The sequence below is a fragment of the Paenibacillus sp. Soil766 genome, assembly GCF_001428105.1.
In the GTDB taxonomy this organism is placed as follows: domain Bacteria; phylum Bacillota; class Bacilli; order Paenibacillales; family NBRC-103111; genus Paenibacillus_E.
Genome location: NZ_LMSJ01000058.1, coordinates 89,765 through 107,572, shown reverse-complemented (window position 1 = coordinate 107,572; position 17,808 = coordinate 89,765). Strand labels below are relative to the sequence as shown.

Annotated in this window: 10 protein-coding genes; 8 read left to right on the top strand and 2 right to left on the bottom strand. The window is 47.2% G+C overall.

Features of this window, described 5'->3' with window-relative positions; translation table 11 throughout:
- Window positions 1–35: 35 nt before the first annotated feature.
- From ASG89_RS31570 to ASG89_RS31555, 4 genes are all read left to right on the top strand, one after another.
- Window positions 36–1,157 (top strand): N-acetylglucosamine-6-phosphate deacetylase, encoded by a 1,122-nt coding sequence (locus tag ASG89_RS31570; protein WP_235549998.1) that lies wholly within the window; start codon window positions 36–38, stop codon window positions 1,155–1,157.
- Window positions 1,158–1,255: 98 nt separating this feature from the next.
- Window positions 1,256–2,161 (top strand): AraC family transcriptional regulator, encoded by a 906-nt coding sequence (locus tag ASG89_RS31565; protein ID WP_057315308.1) that lies wholly within the window; start codon window positions 1,256–1,258, stop codon window positions 2,159–2,161.
- A gap of 25 nt (window positions 2,162–2,186) precedes the next feature.
- Window positions 2,187–3,266: a Gfo/Idh/MocA family protein gene (locus tag ASG89_RS31560; RefSeq protein ID WP_057315307.1), complete on the top strand. Its 1,080-nt coding sequence runs from the start codon at window positions 2,187–2,189 to the stop codon at window positions 3,264–3,266.
- A 325-nt stretch (window positions 3,267–3,591) separates the two neighbouring features.
- Entirely contained in the window at window positions 3,592–4,566 is a 975-nt protein-coding gene (locus ASG89_RS31555) for a GNAT family N-acetyltransferase (RefSeq protein WP_235549997.1), read from the top strand.
- Here ASG89_RS31555 and ASG89_RS31550 read toward each other — a convergent pair.
- Entirely contained in the window at window positions 4,563–5,180 is a 618-nt protein-coding gene (locus ASG89_RS31550; RefSeq protein ID WP_057315306.1) for a hypothetical protein, read from the bottom strand. The genes ASG89_RS31555 and ASG89_RS31550 overlap by 4 nt on opposite strands.
- Complete coding sequence (locus ASG89_RS31545) at window positions 5,177–7,447, bottom strand: helix-turn-helix domain-containing protein (RefSeq protein WP_057315305.1); 2,271 nt, start codon at window positions 7,445–7,447, stop codon at window positions 5,177–5,179. The genes ASG89_RS31550 and ASG89_RS31545 overlap by 4 nt, the downstream gene beginning before the upstream one ends.
- A gap of 335 nt (window positions 7,448–7,782) precedes the next feature.
- On the opposite strand from ASG89_RS31545, the gene ASG89_RS31540 reads away from it, so the two are divergent.
- The 4 genes from ASG89_RS31540 to ASG89_RS31525 all read left to right on the top strand — a co-directional run bounded on the left by ASG89_RS31540 (window position 7,783) and on the right by ASG89_RS31525 (window position 17,465).
- Complete coding sequence (locus ASG89_RS31540; protein WP_057315304.1) at window positions 7,783–8,688, top strand: ABC transporter permease; 906 nt, start codon at window positions 7,783–7,785, stop codon at window positions 8,686–8,688.
- An 18-nt stretch (window positions 8,689–8,706) separates the two neighbouring features.
- A complete protein-coding gene (locus tag ASG89_RS31535) occupies window positions 8,707–9,567 on the top strand; it encodes a carbohydrate ABC transporter permease (RefSeq protein WP_057315303.1) in 861 nt (286 codons plus the stop codon).
- A 143-nt stretch (window positions 9,568–9,710) separates the two neighbouring features.
- Window positions 9,711–11,264, top strand: coding sequence for an extracellular solute-binding protein (locus tag ASG89_RS31530; RefSeq protein WP_057315510.1), 1,554 nt, complete (start codon window positions 9,711–9,713; stop codon window positions 11,262–11,264).
- A gap of 81 nt (window positions 11,265–11,345) precedes the next feature.
- Entirely contained in the window at window positions 11,346–17,465 is a 6,120-nt protein-coding gene (locus ASG89_RS31525; RefSeq protein WP_057315302.1) for an S-layer homology domain-containing protein, read from the top strand.
- Window positions 17,466–17,808 lie beyond the last annotated feature (343 nt).

Below are 17,808 nucleotides of genomic sequence, written 5' to 3'. Positions count from 1 at the left end.
GCGCACGCCATTATGCCACAGGAGCACCTGTCGCGATGACTGTCCGTGATGGAAGGATTGCTGAAGTGACGCAGCTGGACGCTTCCCTGCAAGATGATCTGCAGATCGTCGCCCCCGGGCTGGTCGATTTGCAGATCAATGGCTATGCGGGATTAGACTTCAACCAGCTTCCGCTGCAAGCGGAAACGGTCAGTCAGATCATCCGCAAACTGTGGCGGGAAGGGGTCACCTCCTGTTACCCCACCGTCATTACGAACGCGCCTGAGGCGATCCATAGCGCGCTCGGCAGTATAGCAAGCGCCTGCGCGGCGGATCCGGCGACGGAACAAGGCATTGCGGGCATTCATCTCGAAGGCCCGTTCATTTCACCGGATAACGGAGCGCGCGGCGCTCACCGTCTAGATGCAGTAAGGCCGCCGGATTGGGACCTCTTCTGCCGCTGGCAGGAAGCGGCGGACGGCCGCATCAAGATCGTGACACTGTCGCCGGAGTGGCCGGATAGTGCGGCATTCATCAAGCGCTGCGTCGCTAGTGGCGTGATTGTGTCCATCGGACACACCGCTGCAGACGCTGCGCAGATTGGAGAAGCTGTCGCGGCAGGCGCTCGGATGTCGACGCATCTGGGGAACGGCGCACACCTGATGCTGCCGCGCCATCCCAATTACCTGTGGGAGCAATTGGCGCAGGATAATCTGTGGAGCTGTGTCATCGCAGATGGGTTTCATTTGCCGGACCAAGTGTTGAAGGTCGTGCTCAAAGTGAAAGGGGAGCAAGCGCTGCTGGTCAGCGATGCGGTGGCTATCAGCGGACTTGAACCAGGCATCTACAAGACGCACATTGGTGGAGATGTTGTACTTACCTCAGAAGGCAAGCTTCACTTGGCAGCGGACCCCCGGCTTCTGGCTGGCTCGGCTCAGATGCTGCTGTGGGGTATTGCACATCTGAACCGACGGGGGCTAGTGGAGTTCCCATCCGCGTGGGAAATGGCCTCGACACGCCCGGCCCGCTTGATGGGATTGCCTGTCGCAGAGGGCTTGTCGGCAGGAGCTCCGGCCGATTTCGTTCTCCTGGACAGCGTGCGAGCTGACGGCAGCATCCCTCTGCGGCAGACGTATAAAGCTGGCAAACTCGTCTATGATGAAAGCCGGACGATCTAGGTCATTCGTCTTGTCACGTGTCTGAACAGAAGGGTTGTTCTATTCCGCCAATTGGCATATGCTTGAAGGAAATATGGCTTCGGACAGGTGGTAATCGTATGAGCATGGAGAAGGGAATGTCCTATTTTCAAAGTAAATCCACACTGAAAAAGGAGTTTCCTTTTAAAATATTCCGCTACTCCAGCCTCGCGCTGAAGCAGCCCTTGCATATCCACGAATATACGCAGATTGCTTACGTGCTCAAGGGTGTTTGCAACCACCAGCTGCGCGGCAAGTCGCTGAATGTCAGCAGAGGGGATATGTTCATCATCACCCCAGGGGTGGAGCACAGTTTGAGTGCTATCGAAGAGCGCGAGTTCGAAGTAGTGCTGATTGATTTTCTCCCGTATTTGGTGAGGGAGCAGTTGAGGCCTTTCTCGGATACCTTGCAACCGTTTCTGCTTAATGCTGACGAGGAGCGGGAGCAAGGCTCCATGCCGCAGCCTTGGCTGCATATCGCCAAGCCGAAACAGTTGCTTGTTGAGCAATTGCTGCAAGATATTCAGGATGAATTTGAGCATCGCGAAGCGGGGTATGAATATGCCATTTGCACGAGCCTCGTCAAGCTGCTCATCCTTATGGATCGTGAATATCGGCAGGCAAGGCGGAAACAGCGTGTGCAGTCGACATCGGCAAGCCAGCATCCAATCGAAGAAGTAAAACGCTTCATACATGACAATTACAGTCAGGATATTCCGCTGGAGCAAGGGGCTTTCCTAGCGAATATGGCACCTGCTTACTTTAGTACGGTTTTTAAGAAAGAGACAGGCCAGAACTTCGTTGATTATGTAAATGAAGTACGCATCGAAAGGGCGATGGAACTGATCCAGCGCAATATGCATACGATTACACAAATTGGCTTCCAGGTTGGATTTCATCATCTCAGTCATTTCATCCGGACATTCAAGAAACGAACAGGCATCACGCCTACTGAATATAAGAAAACGTTTGGCAAGACCACATAACCCACGAAAGAAAGAGGTAGTTGTGATGACCAAGAAAATTGTGAAGGTTGGAATTATTGGACAGGGACGCAGCGGGCGCGATATCCACGGGAATTTGCTCGTTCAGCTGCCTGAGCATTACCGGATTGCGGCGGTAGCAGACTCCATTCCAGAGCGTCAAGAGCTGGCGAAACAAGAATATGGATGCCAAGCCTACGCGTCTTGGGAGGAGATGGTGGCCCAAGAGGAACTGGATTTGATCGTGAATGCTTCTCCGAGTCATCAGCATTTTCCGATTACGCTGGAGCTGCTTAACCGCGGTCTACATGTGTTGTGCGAGAAGCCGCTGGCGAAGTCAACGGGGGAGGTTGATCAGCTAATTGAGGCGTCGGAGCGAACTGGCGCTATCTTGGCTGTATTCCAACAATCACGCTATCAGCCCGCCTTCGTGCAGCTGCGTAAAGTGATTGAATCTGGTGTGTTGGGACGCATCGTGCAGATCGACTTCAGCTATAATGGGTTTGCCCGCCGTTGGGATTGGCAAACGTTGCAAAGCAATAATGGCGGCAGCTTGATGAATACAGGGCCACATCCGCTGGATCAGGCACTGCAACTGTTCGGTGCGGACGTACAGCCGGATGTCATGTGCATCATGGATAGAACGAATACCTTCGGTGATGCGGAGGATTATGTGAAACTCCTTTTGCGCGGGAAAGGTCGACCTACGATTGATATGGAAATTTCATCCAGTTCCGCCTTCCCTCATGAACTGTTCAACATTCAAGGAACGAATGGTGGCCTCCATGGAACCGGGGATAAGCTGGAGTGGAAATATTTTAAATCGGAAGAAGCGCCTGAGCAGAAGCTGATCCGAGAGCCTTTATTTTCGGCGAATGGGAAGCCTGCTTATTGCAGTGAGAAGCTGCCTTGGCAAACGGAAAGCTGGGAGCTTACGATTCCAGACGGAAAGACGACTTTCGAGCATATGACGGAGAAGCTGTATCTGATGCTGTATGATACGTTGACTGAAGGCAAGCCGCTGGAGATTACACCTCAGCAGGTGCGCAGACAACTGTGGGTTATCGAGGAGTGCCAACGCCAGAACCCACATATCTACGCACAGTAGATGATAGTCAAGCCCCGATCTCGCAATTAGGCGGGGGAGGGGCTTGTTGTTTTGTGGGGGGCAACTGTATTGGGTGAAACCGAGGACTAAAGCATTGAGATAGTCGATGAAACCGACTAACTCGGGTGAAATCGGGGGCTAGTGGATGGAGATAATCGGCGAAACCGAGGTCTAATGCCTGTAGATAACCGATGAAACCGACTATCTCCATTCCATCCCCAGAGTGATTTCTTATCATCTACCAACATTCGAAAGATTTACTTATAGGCGTAATCAACAAGATGTCCTATATTTTTCATAGAGGTTCGTAACGTAAAGGAGGAGCATGATGAGCATCATTTTTGAACACTTGGAAGCTTCGCACTTGGATGAACTTGTGGCGCTATGGAATAAGGAATTATCGGAGTCGTTTCCGATGAGGCTTCGATTGCTGCAACAGAATACGGTGGAGGATCGTATTTGGCTGCAAGAAGGGTCATGGGTAGCGTTAGAGCTAGAATCAAGGCGGGTCGTCGGGTTCGTCGTAGCGAAAATAGCTAGTGAAGCGACAGAGGATTTTGGAATCCCTCGTGACTTGGGATGGATTCATGTGCTCGTGGTCGACAGCCAGCACAGGAACAGTGGAGTCGGAACTGCGCTGCTTCGCAAAGCAGAAGAGGCGCTGCAGAATGCTGGCGCTAAGCGCATCATGCTCGGTAACGATCTAAACCGTCGCCTGTTTCCGGGGATTCCTGACCATCTTGAGGAAACGAAACAGTGGTTCGAGAAGCGGGCCTACACGTTCAAGGAGATCTCCTATGATCTGCTGAACAACTACGGAGACGATTCCGTTGTCTCTTTGCCTGATGTCCATGAAGCGACCTTTCGAACCGCTACTCTCAGCGACAGAGAAGCCTTAACGGCATTCATGCATAGATGCTTTCCAGGCACATGGGATTATCAGACTCGTGACTATTGGACACGAGGCGGGACAGGACGGGAGTTCGTCTTGCTGGAGAGAGAGGGCTCGATTATTGGCTTCTGCCGGATGAATGATGCGCAATCCCCGTTGTTAGCCCAAAACATCTACTGGGCACCACTCTTTGAGGGAGAACTGGGAGGTATCGGTCCTCTAGGAATCGACGAGAGCTTCCGAGGTTATAAGTACGGTATTTCTATCGTACAAGCGGCGATACACTACTTGTTGCAGCGTGGGGTTCTGCACGTGGTCATCGACACGACGCCTTTCGTCGATTTCTACGGCAAGCTGGGTTATAAGAGTTGGAAAAGCTACGCTAGGTACGACAAAGGACTGAACTAAGCAGTCCCGCAATTCGAAAAAATCGAGTTACAGGCACCGCCGAGTGCCGCTGAAGCCCCGTAACTCGAAAAAATCGAGTTACGTGCGCCGCCCAGGGCCACCGAAGCCCCGCTACTCGAAAAAATCGAGTTACGTGCGCCGCCCAGGGCCACCGAAGCCCCGTAACTCGAAAAAATCGAGTTACGTGCGCCGCCCAGGGCCACCGAAGCCCCGYAACTCGAAAAAATCGAGTTACGTGCGCCGCCGAGTGCCACCGAAGCCCCGTAACTCGAAAAAATCGAGTTACGTGCACCGCCGAGTGCCACCGAAGCCCCGTAACTCGAAAAAATCGAGTTACGTGCACCGCCGAGTGCCGCCGAAGCCCCGTAACTCGAAAAAATCGAGTTACGTGCGCCGCCCAGGGCCACCGAAGCCCCGTAACTCGAAAAAATCGAGTTACGTGCACCGCCGAGTGCCGCTGAAGCCCCGTAACTCGAAAAAATCGAGTTACGTGCGCCGCCCAAGGCCAAAGTATACCTGTAACTCGAAAAAATCGAGTTATAAATACCCGCCACAGAACATAAAGAGGGAGCAGAGACGCCATCCAGGCGAATCTGCTCCCTCTTCATTCTCATTTACTATTCAATCTCCGAAACTCGCTTGGCGTAACCCCTGTATGCCGTTTAAACACACGGTTAAAAGAAGCGGCTGTGAAGTAACCGACGAGCGAAGCAATTTCCTGTACCTTCATGTCGGTATCCCGCAGCATTTCGATCGATTTATTCATTCGGACGGTGAAAATGTAGTCGCTGAAATTCGTTCCTGTTTTTTCCTTGAAATAGGTCGATAAATACGGCCCCGTAATGCCTAGTTTAGCTGAGATGGCGTCAAGCGATAGGTCAGCCCCGAAATTCGACTCGACATACTCCATGACGAACTTGGTCATGATGTCGGTTTCGGATTTTTTCTCTTTAATGGCAGCTGCAGAACGAGTGAGGAACCAATGCATGAAATTCTTATATTGTTCTAGGGTATGGCATGCCTTCAAGTGATCATAAGGCGATCCTTTGTCTGCGAAGGCGTGGATTGAAATGTTTTGCGCATACATGCTCTTCAACGTTTTGTTCACGACATCTTTGGTGAAATCTTGGAACTGATACGCTAACGCGCCAGCTTTGTCCAGCTGATCAAGCAGCTTAAAAGCCAGTGGAATCGTGACCGAGTCAGATCCTGCATGCAAATTAGCACTCAGCTCGCTCTCCTCAGCTGGAGTCGGAATCATCAGCGACGGCTGTGGCAGCCATTCGGTGATGATCTGCACGCCTTCGCCAAGCCGACGTTGCTTAATCAAATCAAGCGCGTTGTGATAGGTTTCGACGAAGTCGGAAGAATGCTTATGAACTTGGCTCGGTGCAATCGTGAAATTGCAGTACAACGAGTCTGTTTCCAGCATGCGGACAAGCGTCTCAACACCATCAGCATGCTCGTCATCGGTTTCATTTTCGATAAAAAGAATGGAAAGAATCTGATCTTTTTCTAATTGAAAAGTTACTGAATCTGTGTAAAGACTTGCGAAATGGGCATTGATCAGCTCTTTATACGTATTAAATGTGCGCATTTGCGCGTTCGTAATTTCCGCGAGAAACCGATCATTGAAGTCGATTTGGATAAGCACAAGCTTGTAAGGCTTGTTCGCATCAATGGACGTTTGCAATTGCGAAACATTCCCGCCAAACTTCTTCAGACGCGTCATATAGGCAAATTGCTGCAGCAAGGTGTTTTTGGAACGAATGTCTTGATGGAACTCCTGATTAGAACGGGATAGATCGTTTAATGTATTGTGCAGCATGTTAAATTCTTTAATCCGACTATTTTTATTCCCCTGCATACTAATTGGATTATACGACTCCATTGAACGTAGCATATTCGCTAATGGGTTATGGAAACGCTTGGCGATCAGATAGGAAACCGCAAGTGAAATAAGCAAGGACAATATAATAAGCGCCAGCATATTCAGGTTAAGCCGGTGAATTTGTTGCGTAAGTCCTTTGTCGGACACGATCTCGATGTAGGTTAAGCCGGTTTCTGTGCTGGTATGGTAGAAATAATAGGTGTTTTTAACAAGCCTATAACCACTGCCCGTTATCCCCCTAATTTCTTCGGGCAGCTCAGCGGGTACAGAAGAGAAGACAACGTTCTGATTGCCATCCACGATCAACAGGCTGCTTTCAGGCTGTGCCTGATGAAAAGCTTCAAATACCTTCGCACTCTTCATAAACACGATAAAAGCAAAATTCGTATCATAAGCGCTCTTAATCATGATGGGCATGAGGCTTCCAATGGGTTTATGTTCAAAGGCGGTGACAGAGCTGAAGACGGCTGAAGGGTAGATTTTAAAACTCTGAGAGCTTGCCACCTCTTTGTTCCAGAAATCAACCGTATACGCGGATTGGGCATAAAATTTGTTGAACATCGTGCTCGCATTTCGTGTGCCGTCTTTCTCAATGACGAACTGACTGTCCTTAAAGTAATAGAGGATGTTATCCAAATACAGCAAGGAATTGTTAAGCGAGTACTGCAAATTCGTTTGCGTCTTAATGACAATATCGTAGTTGGAAAGGGGGTTCCCATTCTTAAGAATTTCGGTCTCATTACTGAACAGATAGCCGACCATGATGCTGCGAATCAGTTTGATATGTTTCTCATAATTAGCGAAAGTCGTATTCAAATTCAGACCGCTATTCACGATAATCTCGTCCTTGATCCGATCGCGGAAGAAGGAATAGGACCATGTATTAATGGAAACGAGCAAAAGAATAATCGCGATGAAGCTGAAGAACAAAGTGTAGAACAGTGATACTTGATTTTGGATTCTAGTCGAAAATCGTGCCATCCACTTCATCGTGTCATTCCTTTCATTTATAGGGTTTAACCATATTGAGTATAGCACGGAGGACTAGGAGAGGTTCAATACTCTGAGCTTTAAAAAGTTATCCATTTTCATGATTGATGCCTGAAATCGCGTAATAAAGGTACATTATTGTGACAGATGGTGGATGCACATGCGAAATTTTCCATTACGACAGAATCGAGGGATATTGACTTTCCTTAAGATACTAGATTGATTTCAGGAATATAGAAATTGGTGAGGAATCGAAAGTATGCCTAATTGCTCGAGTAGTCCGGTTGCTTTAAAGTTTGATGCATAGACAGGATATTCAGACTGGAGGTCAAGGGATGCATCCAATCCTAAAGAGATGGCATAACAGCAAGTATTTAATGCTATTGTTTTTGCCGGCGCTAATTTACTACATATTGTTCAAGTATGTGCCAATGTTCGGGATTTTAATTTCGTTTAAGGACTATAACACCTTTAAAGGTGTGTGGGCAAGTGAATGGGTTGGTTTGAAATACTATTCATTATTCTTCAATAGTCCCGATTTTCTGAAGTTGCTGAAAAACACAGTGCTTCTAGGGGTATGCAAAATTATTTTCGGATTCCCTGCACCTGTTATTCTCGCTCTCTTATTAAATGAAGTGCGCAAGGCGACTTTAAAACGGTTTGTTCAATCGGTTAGTTATTTACCTCACTTTATTTCTAATGTTGTTGTTGTAAGTATGATGTTCTTATTTCTTTCGCCTACGAGTGGGTTAGTCAATAAAGTGATCCAGTGGTTCGGATATGATGCTATGAACTTTATGCAAAATGAAAGTTATTTCCGAGCGATCTACATTTTATCGGAGATTTGGCAACATGTCGGTTGGGAAACGATCATTTATCTAGCAGCTCTAAGTGCGATTGATCCTCAATTATATGAGGCAGCCAGAGTGGATGGTGCAAATCGTAGACACCAATTGCTTCATATTACGATTCCGGGCATTATGCCGGCGATTATTATTCTATTTATTTTGAACATCGGACATGTCTTAGATATCGGTTTCGAGAAAGTGCTCCTGATGTTGAATCCTTCCATCTATTCGACTGCCGACGTGCTATCTACCTACGTGTATCGGACGGGTATTCAGTCATTGAACTACAGCTATGCGACAGCTATTGATTTATTCAGCTCTATCATTAACCTCATCTTCATTCTGACTGCCAATTGGATTAGCCGCAGAACGAGCGAGACAAGCTTATGGTAACGAGGGGAGTACACGTGTATGAAAAGAAAATTTGGTCTCTTTGATGTCGTTTTATTTGTGAGTTTGCTAGGCGTAGTCGTATCGGCGCTGTATCCCTTCGTATATATGATCGCGGTTTCGTTCAGTGGAGTAGTGCCGGTCTTAAAGGGGCAAGTCTTTCTATGGCCAAAAGAGTTTAATTTGAACACATATGCCTCCGTATTTGAAAAACCAGAAATTGGAAAGGCTTACCTCAATACAATCTTGTATACCGTACTTGGTACAACGCTTTCTTTGCTCGTTAGCGCAGCTGCTGCTTATGCCCTTTCCAAGAAACATATGCTGTTTCATCGTGGCTTCATGATCATGATCGTCATTACGCTATTTTTCAGTGGTGGCTTGATTCCGACGTTCCTAGTTGTCAAAAGCTATCATCTTATTGATACGATTTGGGCCATGATAATCCCAACACTAGTTAGTTCTTGGAATCTCATCGTTATGCGTACGTTTTTCGCAGGTATGCCGCAAGAAGTTGAGGAGTCAGGCAAAATGGATGGACTTACCGACATCGGCATCTTCTTCCGACTTGTATTGCCGCTATCTAAAGCGATTCTGGCGACGATTGGTTTATTCTACGGCGTTTCCATCTGGAACAACTTCTTCTCGGCTCTCTTATATTTGCGAGATGCGGACTTGTTCCCCTTGCAAATCATTGTTCGCAACATGGTGCTGCAAGGTCAGGGCACAGGCGCTGGCAATATCGGCGGCGACAGCATGATCGTAGATGAGTCCATTAAATATGCAACCATCATTATTACAACGGTTCCCATCCTGATGATCTACCCGTTCCTCCAGAAGTATTTTGCAAAAGGAGCACTAATTGGGTCGATCAAAGGTTAATATAGAGGTACAAGAACAATGGGAAGTAAGGAAGGTAAGACAAGACAAAGCGAGACAGGGAAGTCGAATCAGTCATGCAGCATGAGGCCATTCCACACATGGGGAAAGCAAATTCGAGGAAATTAGGGAGAGTGGGGCAACGTATGAAGAAGAAGTCGGTCGTTATGTTAGCAACAATTATGAGCATGAGTTTCGTCATGGGGGCATGTTCGAAAGAGAGCAGTGTAGCAACGCCATCCGCAGCATCGACAGCAGCAGCAACCTCATCGTCATCAGTACCGAAAGCACAAACCTTCAAGTTTCTAGACTACAGTAACCCGAGCTGGCCTTATGATGCGAATTGGAAAGTATGGGGATATCTGACGGAGAAGACAGGCGTAAAGCTTGATATTCAACTACCACCAGGAAATCTGCTGGAGGATGCGCTCGCAATGACCGTTGCTTCTGGTGATATGCCGGATTTGATGTGGACACAGACGAAAGCGATCGCTGATAAATTCGGGCAGCAAGGTGCCTTGGTCAATATTCTCGACTATGTGAAAGACATGCCGAACCTGAAGGCTTGGATGGAGAAGTACCCAACAGAAGCACAGAACGTCCTATCTTCAGATGGCAAAATGTATGTGTTCCCGAACCAAGGGTTGGGTGAGTCGAACCGTCGCACATGGATGTATCGGGAAGATGTGTTTAAGAAGTTGGGATTAGCAGCGCCAACGAACTGGGATGAACTCTATGAAACTTTGAAGAAGTTGAAAACAGCTTATCCAGACAGCTATCCATTGACGTTCCGTAATGGTCTGCGTTATATGTACGATTTCGGAGCGGGCTTCAACGTACCTGCAGAAGTAGAGAAACGGAAAGCTTCCGTGTTCTTTGACAGTGCATCCAAGGATTGGAAGTATGCGCCGATTCAGAACGAATACAAGACGCTGTTGACGTATATGAACAAGTTCTACAAAGAGAGCCTGATCCCGAAAGATTTCTTAACGATTGATACGAAAATGTGGCAGGATATCGTTTCCACGAATCGTGCATTCGTTACACTCGACTACATGGGTCGTATTGACTTCTATAACAGTGCATTACGTAAAGACAACCCACAGTTCACGATGAACTATATGGCTCCACCGGCAGGATGGGCAGGCGGACCACGTAAGACGGCCTTTACGGCAGTAACAGAAGAAGGCTTCATGGTTTCATCCAAGTCGAAACAAATCAAAGAAGTCATGAAGTATCTGGATTTCTTCTACTCAGAGGAAGGTAAGAAACTAGTGAGCTGGGGTAAAGAAGGAGAGACAGCGAGTGGAACATCCTTCACAACGAAGTATGCTGATATCGCAGATTTGAGAAAGAAAACCGGTTTATCCACAGATGGCGCTTATACTTGGTTTGATTTCAATGCTCATATTTCCGTTTCTTCACCAGAGCTGCAAGCTGCATATAAAGAAGCGCCTAAGTATGATGGCGAGAAAAATAGTACGCTTTCTTTCACATTGGAAGAGCAACAAATTTTGGATACGAAGGGTGATTCTTTGAATGCTAATCGTGACGAGAATTTCTCCAAATTCATTATGGGTACACGTAACTTCAGCGAATGGGATAAATTCATTGAAGAGCAGAAGAAGCTTGGTTATGAGGAAATCGTGAATATCTACAGAAATGCAGATAAACGCGCGAAAGCAGCAGTAAAGAAATAAGTTTGAAATGGCTTTACCATGATCAGCCCCGCCCGAGATAGCGGGGCTTTGTATTATCTCGCGATAGAGAGGAAGATACAAATGGCTATTCATTCGTTCAAGAAAAGTATATCAACGATGCTGACAGTACTGCTCCTTGTAAGCATGTTCCCCTTATTCGTAGCACCACCAGTGGCGGATGCTGCGGTTGCTCCTTTTCCAATTTCTCAACAACTCAACAACATGGATTCAGCGACGAATGCAACGGGCGATACGGTAGGTACCTCAGGGGTGGCCGTTATTGCGAATACGGATTCGCAATATATGAAGGAAGGCACAGGCTCGAAGAAGTGGCTATTAGCTTTTAACAATGGCGCTATAGATGTTGCAGGCTCAGCTCTCATGTATCCTAAAGCCGCACCAACTGTTGATTTGAGGGGCTATAGCACACTTAAAGTGTGGGCCTATTCCGTGAAAGCTAGAACGGGGGACCAAGCGGATAAGCCGATTCAGATTCGATTTTTCATGAAAGGGGATACAAGTAATTATTATTACTACAGAGTCCCATTGGATTGGACGGGATGGAAAGAAATTGAGGTTCCGCTAAGTACTGTCCAAACTCAAAAAAGCATCGATTCGTTAAATAATTGGGGACCTTTAGATTATGTGCGATTCGATCAAGCTGCTGTTTCAGGAACAACACTTGATTTAGGCTTGCAAATCTACTTAGATGATCTTCGGTTAACGAATACGGCAACCGTTATGCCAGCCCTAGCTGACAAACCGTCCGGTGAATATGTCAACAAAGTAACGGTTAGTTTAACTAGCCAATCTACACCAGCCATACTCGCCAAAACGTATTACAAAAGAGTGGGCATTGATAGCGTTTTTCAACTCTATACGACTCCTATCACGCTTACATCCGATGTGACACTTATTACCAAATCATCCATTTCGAATGTAGATAGCGAAGAAACAACGTATAATTACACATTCGTCTATCGCGATTTTGTTGAAAATGTAGTTGCAAATCCACCTGCAGGAACGTATGCAGAAGTGAAGAACGTCACATTGACCTCTGAAACCACAGGTGCAGCGATCTATTATAAAGTGGAAGGCGTAGATGCATCTTTCAAGCTGTACACGGCACCGATCTTGGTTGATCAATCACAGACGATCACGACCAAAGCGGAATTTGATGGCAAAGTGAGTGAAGTGACGAGTCACGCGTACAATATTGATCTATCTGGCAGCTCGAGTACGCCAATCGGAAACATGGAGACGTTTACAGGGTGGACGAATACGACAGCAAGTTCGACCATTGCTGTGCAAGGACTGAAGTCTGGTCTATGGATGAACCCAGCAACAGCCATTAACATCACAGGTCTTACGGCACCATGGAGCCAAAATGACCAGATCGAATTTTGGTTGTATTCAGAGAAGGCATCGAATAAAAAGGTGTATTTCATCTTAGACGCTAACATTGCATCGACGCCTAGCTTCGATTATTTCATGTCCACGTTCTATGTGGATTGGGCAGGATGGAAGAAGGTTGAAATTCCATTTAACAAAATGCTGAACTCTACGGGATCAGCTAACTTGGCTAATTTTAACCAAATTATTATTCACCCTAAATGGTATGATTCAGATCCAGCACCAGATCCGACAGATAAGTTGTATTGGGATGGCTTCGCCTTGGCTAAGAACGCGGTAGAACCTTCTATTAAGCAAATTGATAAAGCTGCGTTGCCAGACAGCACGTTGCACTATACATTCTCACTCAAGAATATCTCTAACGTAGATACAACTTATCAAATTACACCGAAAACGGCGTTTGGTGTTGGCTATAACGTAACGCTAACAGGAACTACGCCTGTTGTAGCGCAAGGCGCTGAAACTGATGTAGATATCGAAGTAAAAGTACCTGCCTCTGCACAAGCTGGCGAGACAAAGAAAGCGATATACACCGTCAAGCCTTTGGCCGGCGGTAAGGAAATCAACATTGAGTTGAACATCAAAGTAGGAGCATCTCGTGTACCTACGAAGCAGCATCCTTACATCATGACATCTCAAACACAACTAGACGAGTCAAAAGCTAAAATTCAAACCTATGGTTGGGCTGAGGATTACCTAGATGCGATTAAGGTGAAGGCTGATAGCTGGTTGAATAAAACGGTCTACTATCCTTCCAAGCCAGCCGGAGAGAGTGGGAAATTCGTCTGCGGGGATACGCCACTCGTATTTAATTATGATAGTCCTAATGCTCATTTATGTCCGACGAACAACCAAGTGTACACGGGCGCGGATATCGATGGTGGCTGGCGGTTTACGGCGCATACAGTGAATATTGAAGCCGTACGCAATCTTGCACTCACGTATGCGTTAAGTGGAGAAACGAAGTACGCGCAGAAAGCCAAAGATATGCTGCTCCATTATGCCGAACTATATCCAAGCTACGCTTTGCAGGCGCAGAACGGAAGACTATATTACCAATCACTAGATGAAGCAGTTCAAATGATTATGCTGGTTCAAGCCTTCGATTTGATTGAACCTAGCGGATTGTTTAATGCTGCTGAGAAGTACAATGTGGAACAAAATTTGTTTGCTCCATCGGCGAAAACGTTGCAAGGCTACGATGTAGGAAAGTCCAACTGGCAAACGTGGCACAACGCTGCAATTGGAGCTGTCGGGGCTGCGTTGGAAGATAAAACACTGATGGATTTCTCTGTCCTAGGACGTAGTGGATTCAATTTCCAAATGGCGAATAGCGTATTGTCTGATGGCTTCTGGTATGAAGGTGCGATTGGGTATCATTTCTACGCACAGTCCGCATTATTTTTCCATGCGCAAGCCTTGAAGAATATGGGATATGATCTGTTTGCTAGTCCGAACTTCAAGAAAACATTCGATGTAACGCTGCAGTACGCATTTCCAGATCTCGGCATCATTAACAGTAACGATTCTGGTAAATATCCAACGAATTTAGGGGCGCCCGGCAGAGTAGTACCGATGGATTACGAAGGCGTGTATGCGCAGTACAATGACGCTGATTACGGAACGCTGCTAAGCATTCTTTATAATGATAGAGCGCGGGCTAGAGGCGGATTTATTGTGCCAGGTAATACGAGTTCAGGTATTGTTGGTGAACAAGCGGTATTTTACGGAAAGACTGTGATTCCAAGTGGAGGAACATTGCCTTCTGAAAGTATTAATTTTACTGGACTTGGACATTCAGTTTTGCGTGCGGGTAGTGGCGAGGAGCAGAATTTCGCGCTCGTTGATTACGGGGTACATGGCGGCTATCACGGCCATCCGGATAAGCTCCATCTGGAAGTATTCGGGAAAGGCGAGCGTTTAGCGCCCGATCTTGGTATCCCTCCTTATAGTAACTCTATGTACACGTCTTATTACAAAACGACATTTTCACATAACACCGTCATGGTTGACGGCGATACGCAGGCAATTCCGACTGTAAACAATGTGGAAGTGTATGAACCTACGAAGTTATTCATGCAATCGGAACCATTTAATATTATGACGAACACTTCTAGTAAAGCGTACGCGGGTATGGGACGCTATGAGCGCACCGTGGCAGTGACGAAGGATTACCTCATTGATTTGTTCTCTGTCGAGTCGGCTACCAGTCATAAGTACGATTGGATTATGCATGGCATAGGTTCATTCACGCCTGGAACGACAATGGGTGCTTTTGCGGGTCCACTTGGCACGAAGGATTCAACTTCTTTCTTCCGTAATGGCACATCGAAGGAATTAACCGGTAATTGGGAAGGTGCTTGGAATACGGTTAATGGAAATGGTCTGAAGCTATTTAGCTTAACGAGCTCCCCAAGTGTGGCTTCTACGATGATCGTCGGTGAAGCACCAGGACCAGGCAATGATACAGCTGCCTATACACCTACGGTGGTTAATCGGGTGTATGGCAATAATGCGCAGTTCGTTAGTGTGCTTGAACCATTTAAAGGCACAAGTAAAATTGGGAACGTGCGTAGAACAGATGCCACCCATATCGTGGTGGAGCTGAAAGATGGACGTAAGCAATTGTTTTATGCAAATAGTGAAAAAGAAGTAGCTGGGCAGTTGCAATATTATTTCATTGATGGCCATCAACAAACAGCAGAAAATGTAAACATCACAACTGGTATGAATGGAAATGAGTTGAGTCTTTCTGTAGATGAACTGTCAGGTGTTAGTAGTGTGACTACTGTTACTTACGCACCAGCAGCAACAAAAGTGCTATGGAACGGCAGTGAAGTTCCTTTCACCAAAGATAATGGTTTTGTAATGGTAAGTGTGGAGGTAGCCTCTGCACCTGTGTTAACAGCCGATGTGACCTCGAATGATACACTGAGTGTAATCGACATCACGTTCCCGGTAAACGCAGCATGGAGCGGGGCCATTACGGCAGTGAAGGATGGGGGAGCGACCCTTTCATCATCGGATTACACGATTGGATCTGGGAAGATCACAATACATGCTGGCGTGTTAGATGAAGGCAGCCATACGATTACGGTTAAAGCGTTGAATTATACCGATGCTGTTGTGACACAAGAAGTCACGTTAGGTGTTCCAGTTGTGATCAGTACCGATGCCTTGCTAGCAGTATTGGCGGTTGATCAAGGTTCGATAACATTTGATCTTGCACAGCTGGATTACAGTGTGGATGTCCCGAATAGCGTTAGCAGTCTGAATTTGACGGTGAGCAAAGGACATCCGAATCAAACCCTGACCGTGACAGGAGCGACTTATAGCTCAGTTACGGGCAATGTTTATACGTATAGCGTGAACGATTTGCAAGTGGGAGCAAATACAGTGGAGATTAACGTGACAGCTGAAGATGGAATAGCTACAAATCCATATCAACTTACTGTGAATCGAGCGCCAGCTCTAAGCGACAATGCCGATTTGAGCGCGTTAACGTTGTCTGTTGGCTCCATTCAGCCTAATTTTGCAACGGGCACGACAACTTATAGCTTACGAGTATCTAACCAGGTGTCGCGTCTATCCGTAACGGCGAGTGTGTATGAGAGTCATGCGACAATGACTGTGAATGGCAATGCAACGATAAGCGGTCAGGCAAGCGGGTTCGTTTCCCTGCAAGTAGGAGCTAATGTGATACCGATTGTGGTGACTGCGCAGAATGGCACTAGTAAGACTTATACGGTAACCGTATCAAGAGAGGCGGATACGAGTAGTTCAACACCTCCTCCAGTTACGAATAACCAACCTGTTATTTCGAAAGATGGTACGCTGACATTGCCGGTAGGTAAAACAGGTGAGGTTAGTTTGAACAACAATGAGGTAAAGATTACAATTCCGGCTGATGCTTCGGGCAAAGAGTTGAAGATCACCATAGACAAAATATTGGATACACAAAAGCTGATTACACAGAGTGAAGTTTTAGCGAGTCCGATTTTTGAAATTCTGAAAAATTTCTCAGAGAACTTCAGTAAGCCAATTTCACTTACGTTTGCTTTTGACAAAAAGAGCTTGAAAGCGGATCAGAAAGCAGTGGTTTTCTATTTTGATGAAGTGAAGAAGATCTGGGTGGAAGTCCCTGGGGGTAAAGTGAATGGGGATCAGATCACCGTTGATGTGGATCACTTTACGAAGTATGCGGTTTTCGCTGTAAATCAAGCGCCAGTTGTACCTGTCGATACAGGTTCGAAGCTTACTGATATTGCGGGTCATTGGGCAGAAGGAGATATCCGAGCTACGCTAAAAGCGGGCATTGTCCATGGCTATGAAGATGGCACATTTAGGCCGAATCAGTTCGTTACTAGGGCAGAATTCGTCGTCATGCTGACGAACGGGCTGTATCCGAACGCGAAGCCAGAGCAACTACCGACGTACACGGATGATGGATCGATCGGCGATTGGGCCAAACACGCGATTGCGCTAGCCGCTAAATCGAAGCTAGTGCAAGGCCACGAGGACGGCAGCTTCCGTCCGGCTGATCAGTTGACCCGAGCACAACTTGCCGTTGTGCTGGCGAACGTGCTTGGCGCAGCGTCAATCGGTGCCGTATCCTACGCGGATGCTGCAGACATCCCTGCATGGGCCCTAGATGCCGTAGGCATCGTGACCAAAGCAGGGCTGATGCAAGGCTACGACGCGAACCAGTTTGCTCCGCTGGGCACGGTTACTCGTGCAGAAGCGATCACGGTGATTAACCGATTGCTGCAGAAGCAAACGCAAAAGTAAGTAGTGCTAGACGAAAACCCGCAAGATATACGCTGTGTTTTAGCGTAGGTCTTGCGGGTTTTCGTCGATTTGGCACTTGCGTGAGGGCGCCGCCGCCGGGGATACCGCGCTTGAGCACAATATTAGTGCTCAAGGGCCCAGCCGCCGCCGGGGACATCGCACTTCAGCACAATATTAGTGCTCAAGAGTCCAGCCGCCGCCGGGGACACCGCGCTTGAGCACAATATCAGTGCTCAAGAGTCCAGCCACCGCCGGGGACACCGCGCTTGAGCACAATATCAGTGCTCAAGAGTCCAGCCGCCGCCGGGGACACCGCGCTTGAGCACAATATCAGTGCTCAAGA